25 protein-coding genes are annotated in these 18,134 nt (G+C 67.5%); 11 read left to right on the forward strand and 14 right to left on the reverse strand.

Translation table 11 applies throughout. From position 1 onward, the window contains the following. Nucleotides 1-7 precede the first annotated feature (7 nt). Entirely contained in the window at nt 8-1,009 is a 1,002-nt protein-coding gene (locus tag C6A86_RS28115; RefSeq protein ID WP_311100961.1) for an AAA family ATPase, read from the reverse strand. 85 nt (nt 1,010-1,094) lie between these two features. Between C6A86_RS28115 and C6A86_RS28120 the strand changes: the two genes are divergently transcribed. From C6A86_RS28120 to C6A86_RS28150, 7 genes are all read left to right on the forward strand, one after another. Beyond that, nucleotides 1,095-1,505, forward strand: coding sequence for a MarR family winged helix-turn-helix transcriptional regulator (locus tag C6A86_RS28120; RefSeq protein ID WP_105362305.1), 411 nt, complete (start codon nt 1,095-1,097; stop codon nt 1,503-1,505). 21 nt (nt 1,506-1,526) lie between these two features. Then, nucleotides 1,527-1,946, forward strand: coding sequence for a hypothetical protein (locus C6A86_RS28125; RefSeq protein ID WP_105362304.1), 420 nt, complete (start codon nt 1,527-1,529; stop codon nt 1,944-1,946). Continuing rightward, on the forward strand, nt 1,943-2,272 hold the full coding sequence (locus C6A86_RS28130; protein WP_105362303.1) for a rhodanese-like domain-containing protein: 330 nt from the start codon (nt 1,943-1,945) through the stop codon (nt 2,270-2,272). The genes C6A86_RS28125 and C6A86_RS28130 overlap by 4 nt, the downstream gene beginning before the upstream one ends. A 24-nt stretch (nt 2,273-2,296) precedes the next feature. Then, nucleotides 2,297-2,761 (forward strand): MarR family winged helix-turn-helix transcriptional regulator, encoded by a 465-nt coding sequence (locus C6A86_RS28135; protein ID WP_105362302.1) that lies wholly within the window; start codon nt 2,297-2,299, stop codon nt 2,759-2,761. A 38-nt stretch (nt 2,762-2,799) separates the two neighbouring features. Continuing rightward, nucleotides 2,800-3,996: an MFS transporter gene (locus tag C6A86_RS28140; protein ID WP_105362310.1), complete on the forward strand. Its 1,197-nt coding sequence runs from the start codon at nt 2,800-2,802 to the stop codon at nt 3,994-3,996. A 107-nt stretch (nt 3,997-4,103) separates the two neighbouring features. Next, the gene (locus C6A86_RS28145) at nt 4,104-4,565 is read left to right on the forward strand and encodes a hypothetical protein (RefSeq protein ID WP_105362301.1); all 462 of its coding nucleotides are present in this window, start codon (nt 4,104-4,106) and stop codon (nt 4,563-4,565) included. Between the two features lie 14 nt (nt 4,566-4,579). Then, nucleotides 4,580-5,446, forward strand: coding sequence for an alpha/beta fold hydrolase (locus C6A86_RS28150; protein WP_142406919.1), 867 nt, complete (start codon nt 4,580-4,582; stop codon nt 5,444-5,446). Nucleotide 5,447: 1 nt separating this feature from the next. Here C6A86_RS28150 and C6A86_RS28155 read toward each other — a convergent pair whose 3' ends face one another. Continuing rightward, nucleotides 5,448-5,921 (reverse strand): SRPBCC family protein, encoded by a 474-nt coding sequence (locus C6A86_RS28155; protein WP_105362308.1) that lies wholly within the window; start codon nt 5,919-5,921, stop codon nt 5,448-5,450. Between the two features lie 178 nt (nt 5,922-6,099). Here C6A86_RS28155 and C6A86_RS28160 point away from each other — a divergent pair, with 178 nt between their 5' ends. Continuing rightward, on the forward strand, nt 6,100-7,080 hold the full coding sequence (locus tag C6A86_RS28160; protein ID WP_142406918.1) for a helix-turn-helix transcriptional regulator: 981 nt from the start codon (nt 6,100-6,102) through the stop codon (nt 7,078-7,080). Between the two features lie 116 nt (nt 7,081-7,196). Beyond that, nucleotides 7,197-7,544: an STAS domain-containing protein gene (locus tag C6A86_RS28165; protein ID WP_142406917.1), complete on the forward strand. Its 348-nt coding sequence runs from the start codon at nt 7,197-7,199 to the stop codon at nt 7,542-7,544. 48 nt (nt 7,545-7,592) lie between these two features. Here C6A86_RS28165 and C6A86_RS28170 read toward each other — a convergent pair whose 3' ends face one another. The 6 genes from C6A86_RS28170 to C6A86_RS28195 all read right to left on the reverse strand — a co-directional run bounded on the left by C6A86_RS28170 (nt 7,593) and on the right by C6A86_RS28195 (nt 12,241). Continuing rightward, nucleotides 7,593-7,778 (reverse strand): hypothetical protein, encoded by a 186-nt coding sequence (locus tag C6A86_RS28170; protein ID WP_105362298.1) that lies wholly within the window; start codon nt 7,776-7,778, stop codon nt 7,593-7,595. A gap of 343 nt (nt 7,779-8,121) precedes the next feature. Continuing rightward, nucleotides 8,122-8,322 carry a hypothetical protein gene (locus C6A86_RS28175; protein ID WP_105362297.1) on the reverse strand — a complete coding sequence of 67 codons (201 nt, stop codon included), beginning with the start codon at nt 8,320-8,322 and terminating at the stop codon, nt 8,122-8,124. 124 nt (nt 8,323-8,446) lie between these two features. Continuing rightward, complete coding sequence (locus C6A86_RS28180; RefSeq protein ID WP_142406916.1) at nt 8,447-9,655, reverse strand: hypothetical protein; 1,209 nt, start codon at nt 9,653-9,655, stop codon at nt 8,447-8,449. Between the two features lie 95 nt (nt 9,656-9,750). Beyond that, nucleotides 9,751-10,569 carry a cutinase family protein gene (locus C6A86_RS28185; protein WP_105362307.1) on the reverse strand — a complete coding sequence of 273 codons (819 nt, stop codon included), beginning with the start codon at nt 10,567-10,569 and terminating at the stop codon, nt 9,751-9,753. A gap of 32 nt (nt 10,570-10,601) precedes the next feature. After that, complete coding sequence (locus C6A86_RS28190) at nt 10,602-11,234, reverse strand: hypothetical protein (RefSeq protein ID WP_142406915.1); 633 nt, start codon at nt 11,232-11,234, stop codon at nt 10,602-10,604. 74 nt (nt 11,235-11,308) lie between these two features. Continuing rightward, nucleotides 11,309-12,241, reverse strand: a complete 933-nt coding sequence (locus C6A86_RS28195; protein ID WP_105362294.1) for an AraC family transcriptional regulator — start codon at nt 12,239-12,241, stop codon at nt 11,309-11,311. A gap of 80 nt (nt 12,242-12,321) precedes the next feature. Here C6A86_RS28195 and C6A86_RS28200 point away from each other — a divergent pair, with 80 nt between their 5' ends. Continuing rightward, nucleotides 12,322-13,158 carry an NAD(P)H-binding protein gene (locus tag C6A86_RS28200; RefSeq protein WP_105362306.1) on the forward strand — a complete coding sequence of 279 codons (837 nt, stop codon included), beginning with the start codon at nt 12,322-12,324 and terminating at the stop codon, nt 13,156-13,158. Beyond that, on the forward strand, nt 13,155-13,568 hold the full coding sequence (locus C6A86_RS28205; protein ID WP_233212913.1) for a pyridoxamine 5'-phosphate oxidase family protein: 414 nt from the start codon (nt 13,155-13,157) through the stop codon (nt 13,566-13,568). Before C6A86_RS28200 ends, C6A86_RS28205 begins: the two co-directional genes overlap by 4 nt. On the opposite strand, the gene C6A86_RS28210 is transcribed toward C6A86_RS28205, so the two are convergent. The 6 genes from C6A86_RS28210 to C6A86_RS28235 are packed head-to-tail and all read right to left on the reverse strand — an operon-like array spanning nt 13,556 to nt 18,098. Then, nucleotides 13,556-15,199, reverse strand: a complete 1,644-nt coding sequence (locus C6A86_RS28210) for an ABC-F family ATP-binding cassette domain-containing protein (RefSeq protein WP_311100962.1) — start codon at nt 15,197-15,199, stop codon at nt 13,556-13,558. The two genes, C6A86_RS28205 and C6A86_RS28210, sit on opposite strands and share 13 nt — an antisense overlap. A 22-nt stretch (nt 15,200-15,221) precedes the next feature. Further along, nucleotides 15,222-15,899: an energy-coupling factor ABC transporter permease gene (locus C6A86_RS28215; RefSeq protein ID WP_311100963.1), complete on the reverse strand. Its 678-nt coding sequence runs from the start codon at nt 15,897-15,899 to the stop codon at nt 15,222-15,224. Nucleotides 15,900-15,920: 21 nt separating this feature from the next. Next, entirely contained in the window at nt 15,921-16,229 is a 309-nt protein-coding gene (locus C6A86_RS28220) for a nitrile hydratase accessory protein (protein WP_105362227.1), read from the reverse strand. Continuing rightward, nucleotides 16,226-16,846: a nitrile hydratase subunit alpha gene (gene nthA / locus C6A86_RS28225; RefSeq protein WP_105362226.1), complete on the reverse strand. Its 621-nt coding sequence runs from the start codon at nt 16,844-16,846 to the stop codon at nt 16,226-16,228. Before nthA ends, C6A86_RS28220 begins: the two co-directional genes overlap by 4 nt. Continuing rightward, nucleotides 16,843-17,577, reverse strand: a complete 735-nt coding sequence (gene nthB / locus C6A86_RS28230; RefSeq protein ID WP_105362225.1) for a nitrile hydratase subunit beta — start codon at nt 17,575-17,577, stop codon at nt 16,843-16,845. Before nthB ends, nthA begins: the two co-directional genes overlap by 4 nt. Continuing rightward, nucleotides 17,574-18,098: a DUF1097 domain-containing protein gene (locus C6A86_RS28235; protein WP_105362224.1), complete on the reverse strand. Its 525-nt coding sequence runs from the start codon at nt 18,096-18,098 to the stop codon at nt 17,574-17,576. The genes nthB and C6A86_RS28235 overlap by 4 nt, the downstream gene beginning before the upstream one ends. Nucleotides 18,099-18,134 lie beyond the last annotated feature (36 nt).

The raw sequence follows: 18,134 nt of genomic DNA on the forward strand, positions 1-18,134 counted from the left end.
ACCGGCCTCACGGCACCGGAACTGTGTGCAGCACAGCGTCGATCACGGCGTCGGGTGTGATCCGTGCGCTGGCGGCCTCGAAACCGAGGACCAGTCGGTGACGCAATACGCGGTGTGCGAGTCGCGCGATGTCGTCGGGCAGCACGTGGTTGCGTCCCCGCAGCACCGCCAAAGCCCGTGCGGTGCGGCACAGGGCGATGGTCGCGCGCGGGCTCGCCCCGTACTCGATGAGGCGGGCGAGATTGGCGGGCAGGTGGCGTTCGGGGTCGCGTGTCACCCCGACCAGTCGGCTGGCGTACTCGACCAGCGCCCGATCCATGTGCACGGACCCGACGGCGGCCCGTGCCCGGCGCACGTCGGCAAGCGTGACGACGGGGGCGGAGCGGTGGTCACGGTCGTACAGGCCGGCGTCCATCCGGTCGATGATCTCGACCTCCTCCTCGACGGAGGGGTATTGCACGAGGTCCTTGAGCATGAAGCGGTCGGTCTGCGCTTCCGACAGCGGGTAGGTGCCCTCCTGGTCCACGGGGTTTTGGGTGGCGATGACCAGGAACGGTTCGGGGATCGGGTATTCGACGCCGGCGATGGTGGTCTGGCGTTCCTCCATCGCCTCCAGCATCGCGCTCTGGGTTTTGGCGCTCGAGCGGTTGATCTCGTCGAGGAGCACGATATTGGCGTGCACCGGCCCGAGCTGAGTGGCGAAGGTGTTGCTGGCCGCCTCGTAGATCTGCGTGCCGATGATGTCACTGGGCAGCAGATCCGGTGTGCACTGGATGCGGCGGAAGCTGCCGTCGATGGCCTCGGCGACGACGCGCGCCGCCGTGGTCTTGGCCAGGCCGGGGACACTCTCGATGAGCAGGTGACCGCCCGAGAGCAGAACGAGCAGCATGGACTCGCGCAGGGGCGTCTGACCGACCACCTTGGCGGAGAACGCGGTGGCCACCGCGCCGACGACATCTCTGATGTCGGCTCCGGTGGCCTGATCGGCGTGCAGGCGAGGTGCGGTCATGGGTCCTTCCGGTTCATTTCACTGACCGGATCGGGTACCCAGATTTTGCTGAAGCAAAGCAGCAGGCGCCGGGTAACCTGCCTGCATGTCCGACCCGCCGCCGTTCAGCCCGACGATCGGGCTGCTGACGGTGAGCCGGATATGGGACGCCGCACTCGCCGACGCGCTGAAGCCGCTCGGCCTGACGACACGGAAGTACGGACTGCTCGGCCACATCCGCGGTATGCCGGGAATCTCCTTCAGTGAACTGGCCCGACGCTCGCGGATCACGGTGCAGAGTGCGCATGCCGCGGTGTCGGCGTTCGCCGAGGCCGGCCTGGTCGACGACGGAACCGCGCACGCCGGCTCGGCGTCCAGTCTGCGGGTCACCGAGAAGGGTGAGTCCCTGTTGGCGCAGGCGGCCGACGAGGTGACGCGCCTTGATGCCGCCTTTTCCGCGCAGCACCCCGGGCTGACCACGGCACTTCGCGCACTGATGATGGACCGGCTTCCATAACCTTCAGTTAGACTGAAGGTTATGGAAGCCCTGCTGCTGTCGGTGCACGTTGTTGCCGGCATCCTGTTCGTCGGCCCGGTCGCCGTGTCTACCAGTTTGTTTCCCCGTTACGCCGCCGACGAGAGGGAGGTGGCGCAGGCGCTACACCGCATTACCCGGGTATACGGACTGCTTGCCGTGATCGTGCCGGTGGCCGGCCTGGCTCTCGCGTTCGCGCAGGGACGCACGACGGAGGTGTGGGTGCTGGTGGCCATGCTGTTGACCGCCATCGCTGGGGGCCTGCTCGCCTTGCAGATCACCCCGCGCCAGCGTGCTGTTCTCGAGGCTCCCGGCAGCACCGCCGGATTGCGGCAGCTCGGCATGCTGACCGGCGCCTTCAACCTGCTCTGGGCGGTCGTGGTGGTACTGATGATCGTCCGGCCCGGATCGAGCTACGCGTGAAAATCCGCCACTACCTGCATCGGCCGCCCGCCGTCACCGCGGCCGAGGCAGTGCGCCTCGTCTCCGAGGGCGCGCTCGTCGTCGATGTCCGCCGCGGATTCGAGTGGAATCGGGTCCACATCCCCGGCGCCGTCCACATCCCACTCGAACAGTTGCCCGAACGCTGTCTGGAGCTTCCCGAGAATCGGCTGCTCATCGCCTTCTGTACCGGCGGTCTGCGCTCGGCTGGTGCTGCAAATCTATTGGTGGAGAACGGATTCGAGGCAGTCAACATGTCCGGCGGGCTCATCCACTGGCGCGGAGCGGGCGGCGCACTCACCGAGTAAATTTGTATGTGCTAAACATATTTAATGCCCACGACGCCCTTCGACCACCTGGATGACCTGCTCACCCGCATCCATGTGGCACGGCAGCGGCCCTCGTGGCGGCGGCGCCTGCTCGACGGCGCGGATCCGGTGACCAACGTCTCGACACTGCGGACGCTGCGCGCGGTCGAGCACCACCAGCGCCATGGCGGCGGCGCGTCGATCGGCGATGTCGCCGAGTACCTGGCCGTCGAGCACTCGACTGCCAGCAGGACCGTGTCGGCGGTGGTCGCGGCCGGGTTGCTCACCAAATCTCCGGCCGACGACGACCAGCGTCGTAGCGTCCTGGTACTCACCGACATCGGGGTGAAGGCGCTGGCCACCGTGACGGACCGGCGGCGCGATCTGGTCGCCGAGACCGTCGCCGACTGGGACACCGCGGATATCGACCGGCTCCTCACCCTGCTTGAGCGCCTGACCGAGCGGATCGAAGCGGCGGCCAGCCGGTGAGCACCGTCCTGACGCGGCCCCGCGGCGCCCTGGCGCTGATGTTCGACCCCGTTTTCGGGGCCCTGTTCTGGGGCAAGATGTTCTCCGTCGTCGCGGTATGGACGCACAGCATCATCGCGGCGGTCGTGATGTACGACGCGACCGGTTCGGCTCTGATGGTCGGCCTGGTGGGCGTCGTGCAGTTCGGACCCCAACTCATCCTCAGCCCGATCAGCGGCAAGTGGGCCGACAGCGGCGATCCGGGCCGGCAGATCCTGCTCGGCCGCGTGCTGTGCATGGCCGGGTCAGGCTTGGTCGCGGTATGGATGTTCATCGAACCCGGGCTGCAGGGCAGCTCAGCCGCCGTCCCGGTGCTGCTCGGTTCCACACTGGTCGGATTCGGCTTCGTCGTCGGCGGACCGGCCATGCAGTCGATCGTGCCGGACATCATTCGCGAGGGTGAACTCTCGACGGCGATGGCGCTCAACAGCATTCCGATGACGATCGGCCGAATCCTGGGCCCCGCCGCCGGCGCCTATCTGGCCGCGCACTTCGGCGCCGCCACCGGATTCGCCGTCAGCGCCGGCCTGCATCTGGTGTTCGCCTTGTTCCTGGTCGTGATCCGTCTGCCCGCCGCGTCAGAGAAGGTGTCCGGCACCGACTATCGCGTGCGCACCGCACTCAAGTACGTGTGGCGGGACCGGCCCTTGCTGTTGGCTCTGGTTGCGGTGACGACGGTCGGCGTCGCGGCGGACCCGTCGATCACGCTGGCGCCCTCGCTGGCCGATGCGCTCGGCGGGGACACCCGCATGGTCGGCACGCTCTCGGCGGTGTTCGGCCTCGGTGCGGCGCTGGGCATGATCGTGCTCGCACTGATGCGCGGCCGGATGGCCTCGGCGCAGGTCTCCTCCGTCGGTCTGGCCGGGCTCGGTTTGGGATGTGCGCTGCTGGCGGCGAGTGTGGTGCCCTGGATCGCGCTGGCCGGTTTCGCCCTGGCCGGTCTGGGATTCGGCTGGGCACTCACCGGCCTGAGCACGGTGGTCCAGGAACGCGCACCCCAGGAGTTGCGGGGCCGGATCATGGCCCTGTGGCTGGTCGGCTTCCTGGGGTCGCGACCCATCGCCGCGGCACTGCTCGGTGGGACAGCTGATCTCACAAATGTCCAGGTGGCGTTCGCGGTGGCCGCGGTGCTCACGCTCTCGGTGGCGCTCTTGTGCCGCCCGTCGCGGTTGTCCGGCGATCTTCCTCGACGCTGAATCGTTATCGAGGTTTACCCCGATTGTCACACGGGTAACTCTGGTCACAGCGTGGAGTGCGATCCACGTGACCGGTAAGCGACAAGAGAGCCGAATGGATCATCTGAATGAATACCGTCCTGTATTTCAGCGCCAATGGCGCCGCATACGAAACCCGCGCATATAGCACCGTCGACATCACCCGTCTGGTGCGCAATCAGGGACTGCAGTCACTGACCAGTGCCGACCGGCAGTTCGATTTCTGGTTCAGCCCCTCCAACCGCGGCTGCCAACGCCGGGTCAACCGCAATGCCACCGAACTGCTGCTCGCCACCACGAATTTGGATGCGAAGACGGTCCCGCTGCTGCGCGGCGCTGTCGTCGTCGCCACCCACGATTCCGATGGTGACCTCGACGGGCTCAGCTGGCAGCAACTCGATCTGCTCGCAGCGCGCAGTCGCACACTGACCAAACGCGACGACCGTTGCCTGCACCGGCGCATCCAACGTGTCGAACGCCAACTGCGCCGAATCACCGCACCCGCCGCCACCGCGACGCGCACCGTCACGGCCCACGCGCACGCTCACTGACCTACAGTGAGCCGGTGGCTGCACTGGCGATCAACGGCGGTGACGTCGTCTACGAGATCCTCGGTGCGAGCGGAGATCTCATCGTTCTGACACCGGGCGGCCGGTTCGGCAAAGACATCCCAGGCCTGCGGCCGCTAGCCGAAGCACTGGTCGACGGCGGGTACCGAGTGCTGCTCTGGGATCGGCCGAACTGCGGGCACTCCGATGTTCAGTTCTACGGCCAGAGCGAATCGCACATGCGTGCCGAGACACTGCACCGCCTGTTGACCGCGTTGGGCACCGGTCCGTGCATTATCGCCGGCGGCTCCGGAGGTGCCCGCGATTCGATGCTGGCGGCGATGCTCTACCCGGAGCAGTTCACCAAACTGGTGGTGTGGAACATCGTCGGTGGCGTGTACGGCGGGTTCGTTCTCGGGCATTACTACGTGGTGCCGAGCATTCTCGCGGTCAGGGGCCTGGGAATCGACGGACTGCTGACGGTTCCCGAATGGCGGGACCGCATCGACGCCAACCCGGCGAACCGGCGGCGCCTGACCGAACTCGATGCAGGAGACTTCCTGCGGGTCATGCGCTGCTGGCTCAACGCATTCGTGCCGAAGCCTGGGCAGACCATTCCCGGCGTCGACGACGAGATGTTCGACGCCATCACCATTCCCACCCTGATCATTCGTGGCGGCGAGAACGACTGGGACCATCCCAAGCGGACGTCACTGGAGATTCACTGCCTCATCAAGGGATCTCAACTCATCGACCCGCCGTGGCCCGAGGATGCCTGGGAGCGTGCCAGCGAGCTGCGCGCATCGGGAAAGGTCGCGCGGTACAACGGTTTCGATACGTGGGTGCTGGCCGCTCCGGCGATTCTTGAGTTCCTGGGGCGCTGACTCAGCGCTCAGGCGACCGACGTTCGGCGATGGCGGCGAGGCGCTGAGTGCACTCTCGATTTCGGGGGACGGCGGCGGCGAGCGCGAGCCGCTCAGGTATCCATCCCATCGGGAATCCCACCGGCACCTCGGCCATCTCGATACGGCACCCGCCCTCAGCGGTGTCCGAGAGCCGGAGCGTGACCCGCGCCTTGCCGAACGGACGGCCCTTCGCCAAGAGAACAATCTGTCGCCGCGGCTCACAGTCCTCGACCACCGTCTGGTCATCCACCAGCAGCGGCCACACCCCGATCGAATGATCGATCGTGCTGGACACCTCCGGCCACCGTGGATCGACCGCACGCATCCGACTGTTGCCCACCACCCACTGTGAGTAGGTCCAGCCGTCGGCGATCACAGCCCATACCTGTTCACGCGAGGCAGCGGTCTCCCGCGTCACGGTCAGTGCGCTGTCGACCTCGTCGGAGTGCGCCATCGGCATTCCTTCCTGCGAAACCTGGCTGTGTTCGGGTGAATTACCCAACCTGCGGCGAATGAACCACACCCGAGGAGGTGACCGATAATTTCGTTTGCCCGCACCGACGGGTTAGGATCGTGCGTACGTGGGTTCAGGTCGATGCCCATCCGGTGCTGTTTTCTTTTATGGAGCCGTGATGAAAGCCGACCGTGTTGATGTCCGCCCTGAGCGTACCGACATCGACTCCAACGATTCAGACCTGATCCACAAGCATCTCGATCAGGCGTATTCCGCCCGTTTCACCATCACCCGCGCAGGTGGCCCCTCCATCGGTTGTTCGTGCACGCACTCACGGATGGACATCGGTAGCTACGCGATCGAAGAGATCCGGCATGACGGCGACGTCACGCTGCGGGCCGACCGCGTGCCCTCGGTGGTCGCTCTGTTCGTGCGCAGCGGCCGCGCCGACGTGGTGCACGGCCGGCTCGCCGGTACTGCAGGCCCCGGCGAATGGGTGCTCGCCTCCACCGGTGTCGGTGGTGTCCAGGTCCGCCTCGTTGGCGCCGAGCTGCGTGCGGTGGTGCTGTCCCGCTCGCTGTTGACCGAGGTCGCGGCCATCGATACCGATGCGGCTTCGGTGCCGCGCTTCACCGGCCTCACCCCGACGACCGGGACCGCCGGGCGCACCCTTGAGGCCACCGAACGCTTCCTCCACCGCATACTCACCGTTCCAGAACCGCTCGAGAGTCGCGTCCTGTTGGCCTCGGCGGGCCGGATGCTGGCCAGCGCGATCCTCACCGCATTCCCGAACGACCTGCCCGCCGACGGCACGGCCGACACCTCCGGCAACGCCCACCCCGCGCTGCTGCGCCAGGCGATCGACTTCATCCAGGACAACGCCGCCCATGACATCGGGGTCGGGGATGTGGCCTCGGCGCTGTACCTGTCACCGCGCACGGTGCAGTACATGTTCCGCCGGCACCTCGACACCACGCCCACGGCCTATCTGCGCGAAGTCAGGCTCGCCCGGGCACGCGAAGAACTCATCGCCAGCGATCGCAGCGTCACCACCGTGGCCGCCACCGCGGCGCGCTGGGGGTTTGCCCACACGGGTCGCTTCGCGGTCCTGTACCGGCGCACCTTCGGCGAAAGCCCACACGAAACGCTGCGCCGCTGAGTACCCGTGCAGCATGCGTTCAGTGGACCACAAAAATCGGATTGTGGACCCACGCCGGGCGTACCGTTGGTACTGGTTCAGCAGCAGCCATCACGTCACCCCCAGCGGAGGCTGCCATGACGGAAATGCTCACCAACAGCGCGCAGGCGCGTCCCGGATCCGCGGGGCTGGAATTCACGACCGAATGGCGCGATATCGATCTGGCGGTGATCACCGTGGTCGGCGACATCGACGCCGCGAACACCCAACGGTTGCTCGACTACACCTTGAACAAGGTTCTGCTGTGCCGGCGGATGATCCTCGACCTCTCGCAGGTCGGCTTCTTCGCCAGCGACGGCTACTGGATGTTGAAGACCCTCGATTCACGCTGCGTATTGGCCGATATCGAGTTCAACCTCGTGCCCGGCGCCCACGTCGGGCGCATGTTGCAGATCTGCCGGCAGGCAGACCAGCACGCACCCTGAGATTCGACGTCAGCGAGCCTCTGCCGCACCAGAATTGAACGGTGGCTGTCACCGTCCGTAGAGGAAGTTGTGCTCGCCGGTGGCGTGAGTCGACACCGTGTGCACGGTGCTCGCATCGGGGGTGACGGCGGTGGCGGCCATGGCCTGGTTGGTCGTCATGGCGCCGACCGCCAGGATGGCTGCGGCTCCGAGCAGTGCGAATCCGGTGGCGAACTGATGGCCGATGCTCTTCATGTCGTAATCTCCTCTGCTGCTGGGCTTTCGATGACTCAACAATGCGCCGCAGCGTGCTGGGAGTCTGTCGGCCGACCGGCCCCCGCACCGGGGGAATCACGTGTCCCCCGATCGGGGGAACACCGCCGCCGAGGAGCCGGGCAAGGGGTCCCAGAATCACGGAAAACCCGTAGTCCCTCTCGCGGAGGGACTACGGGTTTTCGGGTGGGCCGGGTGCTAGTCGGACGCGTCGGTGTCCTCGGTCGGCAGGGCTTGGGCACCGGGTGTGGCCGGGGCGAGCACCTCTTCTTCGTCGGCCTGAACTTCGGCCGGCTTCGGGTCCTGAGCTGTCATTGCGCGCTCCTCACGATTGGTGGTCACCTTGTCCGAACCCTGTACCCGAAGCCGCACGGGGGTAATCAGCGGCGGCCTGGCTGGTGGTCAGCCCGTAGGTGTTCGCCGCGGTGGCCTGCGCGTGGCAGGTGGTGGCGGCGCCCACCGCAATGATCGCCGGGGCGGCGGCGACGGCGAATCCGGTGGCGATGCGGCGGGTCAGGGCGTTCATGTCGTAATCCTCTGTGTGGCGGGAGCTTTGATGACTCCAGCATGCCGCCGGCAGCAGGCCACCGTCTGTCGGGCGACCGGCCCTCACAACGGGTGAACACGATGTCCCCCGGTCGGGGGAAGGCTCAGCCCGCGGTGAGCAGGATGTACTGCGCCGCCATCTGCTGATGGGCTTGCGGCAGCGATTCGGCGTTCACCTCAACGGCGTAGCGACCCGCCGCGGCGACGCAGTAGAACGCCTTTCCGCGCTCCGAGCAGTGGCTGTCGGGCAACGCAGGCACCGGCTCGGCGGGCGCCGCGCCCTGCGCGGTGACCTCCTTGCTGAAGGAGCCGACCACCATCGATGCCAGACCGGGGCTCTTCGCCTCGTAGACGTTCGTCAACGCCATCGCCACCGCCGTCACACCGGTGTCGGTGAACAGCGTCTTGGAGGCGATCGGGTTGCTCTGGAAGTGCACCGCGCCGCGGCGGGTATAGACGGCGTTCTTCGTCGGGGCGGCGCTGCCCGACAGTGGCAACGTCTTGGCCAGCAGACCGGTGGGGTCCAGCGGAACGTCGGCCAACGCATCGGCGGGGGCCGGCCGAAATTCGTCGATCCGCGGGCCCTGCACATCGATGGCCTTCTGCACCAGCGCCGCGGCCGGATCGAAACCGTCGACGGACTGCACCAGCTGCATGAACACGTAGGGGCCGTGCGGAGCGAACGACCGAATCACCGTCCACTCCCTGTCCGATTCGTGCGGACTGAACGGGTACGTCGAGGCGGCCGCTTCGGGATGGCCGGGGATCACCGCCGGGGTGGGTGTGGCGCCGCGGATGGCTTGTGCGGAGGCGCCGGAGTTCATGTCGGCGGCCGCGGCGGTGGCGGCCGCCGCGTCGGGAAACCGGAAGACCGCATTCATCATCACCGTCTTGTCGGTGGCCTGCCGGGCCGAGGCGAACCCGTTGACGATGCCGTGACGTTCGGCCTGTTGTGCGACGTTCTCGGGTGCGAACTGCATCAGCGACCCCGAGGAGTCAAGCAGGTAGTAGGTGGCCAGGTACGGGGTGACCAGGGCTTCGTCGGCCTCCCACGGACCGACCACGAAATCGGCGAGATGCTGGGCATCCGTGATCGCGCCGGTGCGCGGATCAGCGGCGTTGCCCAGGGGTGGTCTGGGCGCCGTCGGGTAGGTCCCGGCATCGAGCAGGGCCGGGCTCACGATGGGCGCCACGGTGGTGGTCGGCACATTGGCCGCCGGCGTACCGGACAAGTCCGTGGTGGTGGAATCGCCGGGTGCTGCACAGGCAGCAAACACCAGCACACTGACGGCGAGGGCGCCTACTTTACTCAAGCGGCCTTTACTCAAGCGGCGCAACGTATCTGAAGTGTCCATGCTGTTCCGACCCTATCGGGGTGGCAGCATGCCGGCGACGAGTTCGCCGAAGTTCACGCCGTGGCGTCGGCCACCGCGGGCACCGGGCTCGAGCTCATCACCAGGTTGTACAACGGCCCACCCCAGGCGTGCGGCCCGCTGACCGCGGGGGCGTAGGCGGTGTGGATGGCGATGGCCGAGGCCGGCAACTCTTCGGCGTCGGCGTCGTAGTCACACACCGGATCGCCCACATCGCAGACGCTGACGGTGCGTGCACCGATGGCCGGCGGCAGCGGCGAGGTGTCGGTCGAGGCCAGGAAGGAGTGCTCCTGCGCGACACCCTTGCCTACGCCCGGCAGCACCGCTGTCGATCCCAGGTTGATGGTGGTGTCAGCAGGCAATCGGTCTCCGTCGGCGACCAGCAGGGCGGCCGCCACGTTCGGAGCCTCGGCCAGGTCGTGCAGATTGCGGTGGATCACCATCGCACCCTGGGAGTAGCCGGCGAGCACGACCTTGGTCTGCGGGCACCTCTCGGTGAACGCCTCGAGCTGATCGGCGGCGGCCTCGGTGCCGTCCTCGACGCTGTCCATGAAGTCCATCCAGCCGCCGAGCCCGTCACCGAGCGGGACCGGTGCCGCCGGGTACTGCACGGCCTCGGCCGTGATGGTCCGCCCGCCGGCGGCCAGTTCGGCGCTCAGCTGCTGGTAGGACTGGTAGACCACGTCGCCCATGCCGCCGTTGGCGGTCAGATTGGCACCGTCACGCTGACCCGAACCGGCGGCGCCGATCCAGTGGAAATCCGCGCACGCGGGCGCGGCCGCGGCGGTGCCGCCGGCCAGTCCGACCAAGGCCGTCGCAGCTACCGCGACCGCCGTCCCCAAACGAATGAACATGCTGGTTACATCGCCGGTGGTACCGCCCACCGTTACGCGGGGTGAGCTGCGTCACCCCGGCCGGCGGTCAGCGCCGCCAGGGTCACCACCGGTCGGGGCAGGTGGCTGCGGTCGCACTCCTCGCACACCGCCCGATCGACGACGTCGACGATGGCCGCCGCGCGCCGATGATCGTTCAGCCACAGCGCGGTCGATCCGCCGCTGAGCGCGATCCGCTTCACGGTGGATCCGCAGGCTTGCAGGACCGCGGCGCGATGCACCAGTCCCACAGCCGCCGTCGCCCATTCCGCCATTACCGGCCCGTCGCCGACTTCGGCGTGCAGTCCGATGACCTTCAACCGCCGGTCCCCCAGCATCAACGGGGCGCGTTCGTCGAGGTAGAGATACTTGGTACCGGCTGCGCATTCGTCGAGGCGGGCCATCTGATGTGCGGTGCACACGATGAAGCGGCGTACCCCGAGACCGGCGGCACGGCGAGTGGCGGCGCTGTCCGGTCCGCACCGGTACACGACCTGGAAGGGCCGAATGCGGTAGCGGCGCACCAGGTCGAGGTCGCGGCCATCGTGCGCGGTCACCGAAACACAGTGCGCGCGAGCCCAATCAGCCAGTGCCGGGTCGGTCAACGCCGTGGCGGGCAGGCTGTGAGCGGCTATCGCGAGGGTCATGTGTCCAGGTGTACGTCGGGCCGTGCGGTACCGCCGCTGTCCCAACGCAACCCTGACGTCCGCGGGGCCGGTCCTTACGCGATGTTGATGCGGCGGAACTCGCTGGGATTGACGCCACGCACCCGCTTGAACGCCGCGCTGAAGGTGAAGGGATCGGTGTAGCCGACGGCTCGGGCGACCTCCCTGACCGTCGCCGTCTGCTGCTCGATCAGCAGGTCCATCGCCAGGGTCATCCGCCACCCGGTGAGGTAGGTCAGCGGCGGCTCACCGACCAGATCGGTGAAACGTTTGGCCAGCGTCGACCGGGACACGCCCGCTTGCGCCGCCAGCGACGACACCGTCCATGGCGCAGTGGGGTCGGCGTGCAACAGTCTCAGCACGTCACCGACCACCGGATCACGCTGGGCGGTCCACCAGGCCGGCGGGTGACCCTCGGGGCTGTCGAACCAGGTCCGCAACGTGCACACCAGCATCCAGTCCAGCAATCGGTCCAGCACCACCTGTTGACCGGGGATGTCGAGCGCCGCCTCGACGGCCAGGTGGTCCAGCACCGCGTCGCCGTTGCCACCACTGGACAGGTGCAACACCGCGGGCAACGCGTCGAGCAGGCGGCGGCTGATCTCACCGCGCACCGGGTAGGCGCCGACCACCAAGGTGGTGGTTCCCGCACCGGAAGCGCAGTCGTCATTCCACCCGATCCGATGCCGGGTGCCGCCGTACTCGGGTTTCGCGCACATCTCCCCGCACGCGATCGGCTCCGCGGCGGTGTCGAGATCGTCGACGAAGGTGAAGGTGTCCGGCCCCTTCACCACGACGGTGTCTCGATCCCGCATCTGCACGGGAGCGCCGTGCTCGGGAACCAACCAGCCCTGCCCGTCGAGAACGGTGCACAACGTGAGCGGCGCACCGTCCACGAAGCGCAGCGACCAGGGCGCGGACAGCTGCGAGCTGCCGAACAGCGAGCCGTGGGCACGCACCCCACGGCACAGGTCACCGAAGACGTCCATGCATCGAGGTTAGACGAATTCACATGGAACCCGGCGTTACGACCATGGAATCGTCCGATCCGGCGGCATTGAATGGAACCATGAGTACAGACACAATCCTTGTCCTGGCCGCGACCGGGAAGACCGGTCGCCGCGTCGCCGCCCGCCTGCGGTTGCGCGGCGTCAACGCCCGGCTCGCCTCCCGATCCAGTCAGACCTCCTTCGACTGGTCCGATCCCGCCGGCTGGGATGCGGCGCTGGAGGGCGTCACCGCGGTGTACATGGTCGCGCCCGCAACGGTGGGCCCCGCACCCGAGTTCGTCGCCAGGGCGCAGGCCGCCGGGGTGCAACGGCTGGTGCTGCTGTCCGGGCGCGGCGCCGACACGTGGGGCGACTCGCGTTTCGGGCTGGACATGCGTTCGGCCGAAGAAGCCGTCCGCGGTTCGGCCTCGGAGTGGACCGTCCTGCGGCCCAACAACTTCGCGCAGAATTTCGACGAGGACCTGTTCCACGCGCCGCTGGTCGCCGGGGAGCTCGCGTTGCCTGCCGGCGACACCCCCGAACCCTTCATCGACATCGAGGACGTCGCCGATGTCGCGGCCAAGGTCCTGACCGAGCCCGGCCGTCACGCCGGGCAGGTCTACGAGCTGACCGGCCCGGACTCGCTGACCTTCGCCGAGGCTGTCGAGATGATCTCTCGCGCATCGGGGCAGCCCATCACCTACAAGCAGATCACCCCGGCCGAGTACACCGCGCTACTGGTGGAACAGGGCGTCGGCGAGCCCGATGCCGAACACGTCACCGAGATGTTCGTGATGATGGACGGCGGCCCGCTCGCCACGACCACGGGCGGGGTGGCATCCGTGCTGGGCAGAGAGCCCCGGACCTTCGAGGACTACGTGCTGCGGACAGCGGCCAGTGGGGCGTGGTCGCGGTGAAGCTGACGCCTGGAGACCTGGAGTTCCTGCGCCGCCCGCTGTTCGGGTTCTTCACCGTGGCCACCGGCGCCGACCCGCCGCAGCCCCGTCCGGTGTGGTTCGAGGCCACCGAACACGGAACCATCGAACTGTTCACCCTCACCGACGCGGCGAAGGTCCGGCGCCTGCGCACCGACCCTCGCGCGTCTCTGGTGGTCGCCGCCCCGGTGGGCGAACGTGAGCGCTGGGTGTCGGTCGCCGGTGCCACGACGCTGGAAAGCGAAGGAGCGCAACAACTTGCCACCCGGTTGGCCAATCGGTACTGGGACCTCACCGACGAGGGTCGGGCAGCCGAACTGCAGCAGATGCTGGGCGCCGACCTGTTGCGTCTGGTCATCCACCCGGACAAGGTGACGCGCTACACGCCGTGAACCCGGCCACCGTCGACGCGCCACGTCCGATCCAGCCGCACATTCTGCAGCATCCGGCGATCGTGTGTGACCAGCAGCAGCGCACCATCATAGCTCTCCAGGGCCTGCTCGAGTTGCTCGATCGCGGGCAGATCCAGATGATTGGTCGGTTCGTCGAGCACCAGCACGTTCACGCCGCGGGCCTGCAGCAGCGCCAGGCCGGCCCGGGTGCGCTCACCGGGTGACAGCTCGTGCGCGGCGCGCTCCACATGGTCGGCGCCCAGACCGAACTTCGCCAACAACGTGCGCACCTCGGCGGTCGGCCAGTCCGGCACGTGCTGTTCGAAACGATCGATCAGCCGCCCCGGCCCGTCGAATTCGGCACGGGTCTGGTCGATCTCGCCGACGGCGATGTTCGCGCCCAGACCGGCCCGGCCCTCGTCGGGTGGCGTGCGGCCCAGCAGTAACCCCAGCAGTGTCGACTTGCCCGCGCCGTTCGGGCCGGTGATGCCGATCCGCTCGCCGGCGTCGACCTGTAGTGAGACCGGGCCCAGCACGAATTCACCTTGGCGCACAACGGCGTTGTCAAGGGTCGCCACCACCGAACTCGACCGCGGGGCCGATCCGATGGTGAACTGCAGCGACCATTCCTTGCGGGGCTCCTCGACCTCCTCCAGGCGGGCGATCCGGCTCTCCATCTGACGCACCTTCTGCGCCTGCTTCTCGCTGGATTCGGTCTGGGCGCGGCGCCGGTTCTTGTCGTTGTCGGGGGCCTTGCGCATCGCGTTGCGCACGCCCTGGCTGGACCATTCGCGTTGGGTACGGGCGCGCGCCACCAGATCCGCCTTCTTGTCGGCGAACTCCTCGTACTGTTCGCGCTTGTGCCGCCGGTTGACCGCGCGCTCCTCCAGATAGCTGTCGTAGCCGCCGCCGAAGACCGTGGTGGTGTTCTGCGCCAGATCCAGTTCGAGCACCCGGGTCACGCAGCGCGCGAGGAACTCCCGGTCATGGCTGACCAGCACCACACCGCCCCGCAGTTCGCCGACAAAACGCTCCAGGCGGGCCAGCCCATCCAGGTCCAGATCGTTGGTCGGCTCGTCCAGCAGCACAATATCGAAGCGGGACAACAGAAGTGCGGCCAGACCAACCCGTGCCGCCTGCCCACCCGACAACGCGGTCATCGGCGTCGAGTCCGGTACCAACCCGGAGTCCAGACCCAGGTCGGCGAGCACCGCGGGCAGCCGCTCCTCCAGGTCCGCCGCGCCGGTGGCCAGCCAGTGATCCAGTGCCACCGAGTACGCGTCCGCGGTGGCACTGGAATCGGACAGGCCCTCGGCCGCGGCTTCCATCGCCGATGTTGCCGCCGCGCATCCGGTGCGCCGGGCGATGTAGCCGGCGACGGTTTCCCCCGGGATCCGTTCGTGCTCCTGTGGCAGCCACCCGACGAAGGCATCGGCCGGGGCGACGCTGACCGTGCCGCCGAGCGGGTCGAGATCGCCGGCCAGGATGCGCAACAGGGTGCTCTTGCCTGCCCCGTTGGCGCCGACGACGCCGATGACATCGCCGGGCGCCACGGTCAGGTCGACGTGCTCGAACAGTGTGCGATGGGCGTGTCCGCCGGCCACATCCTTGGCGACGAGCGTTGCGGTCATGGACCCATCTTCACACCACCGGTCAGGCCGGGTTGAACAGGCGTGGCTCCAGCCAGGCGTCGTTCTTGTACCGCTCGAGGGCCTTCGCACCGGCCAGCACGGCCACATCCGCCAGTGGTTCGACGACGATCACCAGCATGTACGCGGCACCGAATGTCGCGATGCTGGCGACCGTCTGCCCGCTGAGGCCCTCACCGTAGAGCGCCCAGAACCCCACCCACGACACGATGCCCGCCTGGTAGGTCATCGAGAGGGTCAGGGCCTGACGGTATTTCAGGGCGGTATAGGGCGTCTGTGGTGCGATCGTCCGGCCCGCCACGTACTGCAACGCGAACAGCGGCACCAACAGCGTGGTCAGGTTCATGCCGTACTGCGGAAGATCGAAGGGGGCCAGGAACATGCCCTGGATCAGCAGGCCCAGCGCCAGACCGAAGGCCGCGGGCGCGGCGCCGAACAGCAGGAACAGCGTCGAGCCGAGGATCAGGTGCACCTCGGAGACGCCCACCGGGAAGTGCGGGAGGATCTCGAAGAACACCAGGACCAGCGCGGTGGTCACGGACGTGCCGAGCAGCATTGACCCCGGGCCTCGCTCCTTGAGGTGTTTCCACGCCATCGTCAGCGCGTAGGCGCCGGCGCCGCCCGCGGTGGCATAACTCAGGACGATCTTTGCGCCGTCCACGATTCCTGGTTCGATGTGCATCTGCGCTTCCTTTCGCGAGGGTCAGTGGTGGTCGTCGTGGACGACGTGGTCGCCGTCGTCGGTGATCAGTGGGGCGGTGAGGATTTTCCGATGGTCCACAACGTGTTCCAGTGCTGCGACCCAGTGGTCGTAGTACTCCCATTCACCCCGGGCGGGTGCGGGCGCCGACTCCCACGCGCCGATCGTGTCGATCAGGCTCTGCTGAAATTCAGCCCACGGGTAGTGACCGAACTCGGACAAGGCAAGCGCCAGGCCGAAGGCCCGTCGTTGCCAATCGTGGTCGAACGACGGCGCGGCCTGATCCGTCGTGCAGGTCTGGTGCAGTTTCATGCCGGCTGCCCTGCCAGTGCGACGCCCATCATCGACTCGGTGGTGACCAGTCCCATGAGTTGCTCCTCGGTGAAACCCTCGGTTCCCGCGGGCCGTTCGGGGATGACGAACCACCGCGAATGCCCGCTGGAATCCCACACCTTGATTTCGGTGTCCTCGGCCAGGTCCACTCCGACCTCGGTCAGCACCGTGCGGGGTTCCCGGGCGGCACGTGCCCGGAACACCGGGTCCTTGTACCAGTACGGGGGCAATCCCAGCACCGGCCAGGGAAAACAGGAGCACAGCGTGCAGATGACAAGGTTGTGCACCCCGGGCTCGTTGGCCACCGCCTGTAGGTGCTCGCCTTCCGCGCCGGCCATCCCCTCGGGCAGGTCCAGTTCGGCCAGCGCCGCCGGGGTGTCCACGACCACCCGGGCCGCGAAATCAGGGTCCGTCCAGGCTTTCACGACGATCTTCTGACCGTTCAGCGGTGTCATCTCGGACTCGAAGTAGGCGAGCACCTTGTCGACCGTCTCGCCGGTGATGACCCCCTTCTCGATCAGCAGCCGCTCCAGGGCCCCGACCCGATCGGCGCTGGATTGCTCACGATCGGACGGGTACGAAAACTGCTCGGTCACTTGTCCTCCTCGACGGGTTGCAGATAGGCCTCGAACAGTTCGGCGTACAGGGTGTTGGCGCCCGGTTCCGCCCGGACGCCCCAGAGTTCCGCGGGGGCGAACTCGACGATGTAGATCGGCATCGGGTCACCGATTCCGTCGCCGGTGTGGACGAAGTAGCCGTAGTCGCCCTCGAAGATCCTGGTGACGGTGCCCACCCGGGTCCGCAGGTACCCCGGCAGCCGGGTGTGGGCACCGGCGGGCAGGTTTCCGATGCGGACCTGTTCTCCCACAGCGAACTTCGGGTGCGCGGTGTCACGGCGCGGGCTGTCGCCGCGGCGCAGGTAATCGATCACCTGGTCATCGATCGCCGGATCACCGCCGCTCGGGACCGTCGCCGGGGCCGCGATCAGGGCACTGATCTCCTCCTCAGACACGTACCCCTGGTCGATGAAGAACTGGCTGATTCCGCCGAGCCACTTCTCGTAGTAGCGGAACTTGAAATAGTCGAACGGATTCATCGCCTCGGCGCCGGTGCGCAGCGAAGCCCACGTCCACTCGTCGCGGAACTCGGTGGGCACCTCGGCGATCGGGTACTCCGGCAGCGCCGAGCCCAGGTGCGCGCTCAGGCCCATCATGGCGACGTGGATGCCGAAGATGCGCTTTTCCCACTCTTCGACGAACACCCGCTTCTCCAAATTGAGCGGTTCGGGCAGGCCCTCCAGACCACCCAGATAATGCTGCAGTTTCATGCCGGTGCACCTTCTGTTCCGGTACGGCTGGCCGGGGCCGTACGTGTCATCACATTGGCCAGGTACTCCGAGGCGATACCGAACGTGGCGCCCAGCACGCAGGCGCAGGCCGCCACCAACCCCGGGTGGGAGATGCTCGTCGCGGTCACCAGTTGTCCCGTCCCGGCCACGGTCGAGACCGTCGATGCGAAACCCACCACCACCGCGGGTGTCGTCGACAGCAGATCGACCCAGGACGCCTGCACCATCAGCGCACTTCCCACGCCCACGGCGATGGCCGTGACGGTCAGACTGCCGCCGAGCAGATGCGCGGCGTACAGGCTGGCGCTGGCGATGAGGACACCCACCAGATTCGATGACACCGACCGCACCCAGCCGCCCGGGCCTCCCCCGACGAAGAAGAAGGAAGCCCACGACAGGAAGACCACCCAGATGGGGACGGTGATCACGGTCGCGGTGAGCGCCACCGCGACCCCGCCGAGCACACCGATGCTCAATGTCAGAGCCGATCGTGAATCCATGCAGTCCACCCTTGTCATCGCGGTATCGAGATCTGC

The sequence above is a fragment of the Mycobacterium sp. ITM-2016-00316 genome (genome assembly GCF_002968335.2).
GTDB lineage: Bacteria > Actinomycetota > Actinomycetes > Mycobacteriales > Mycobacteriaceae > Mycobacterium.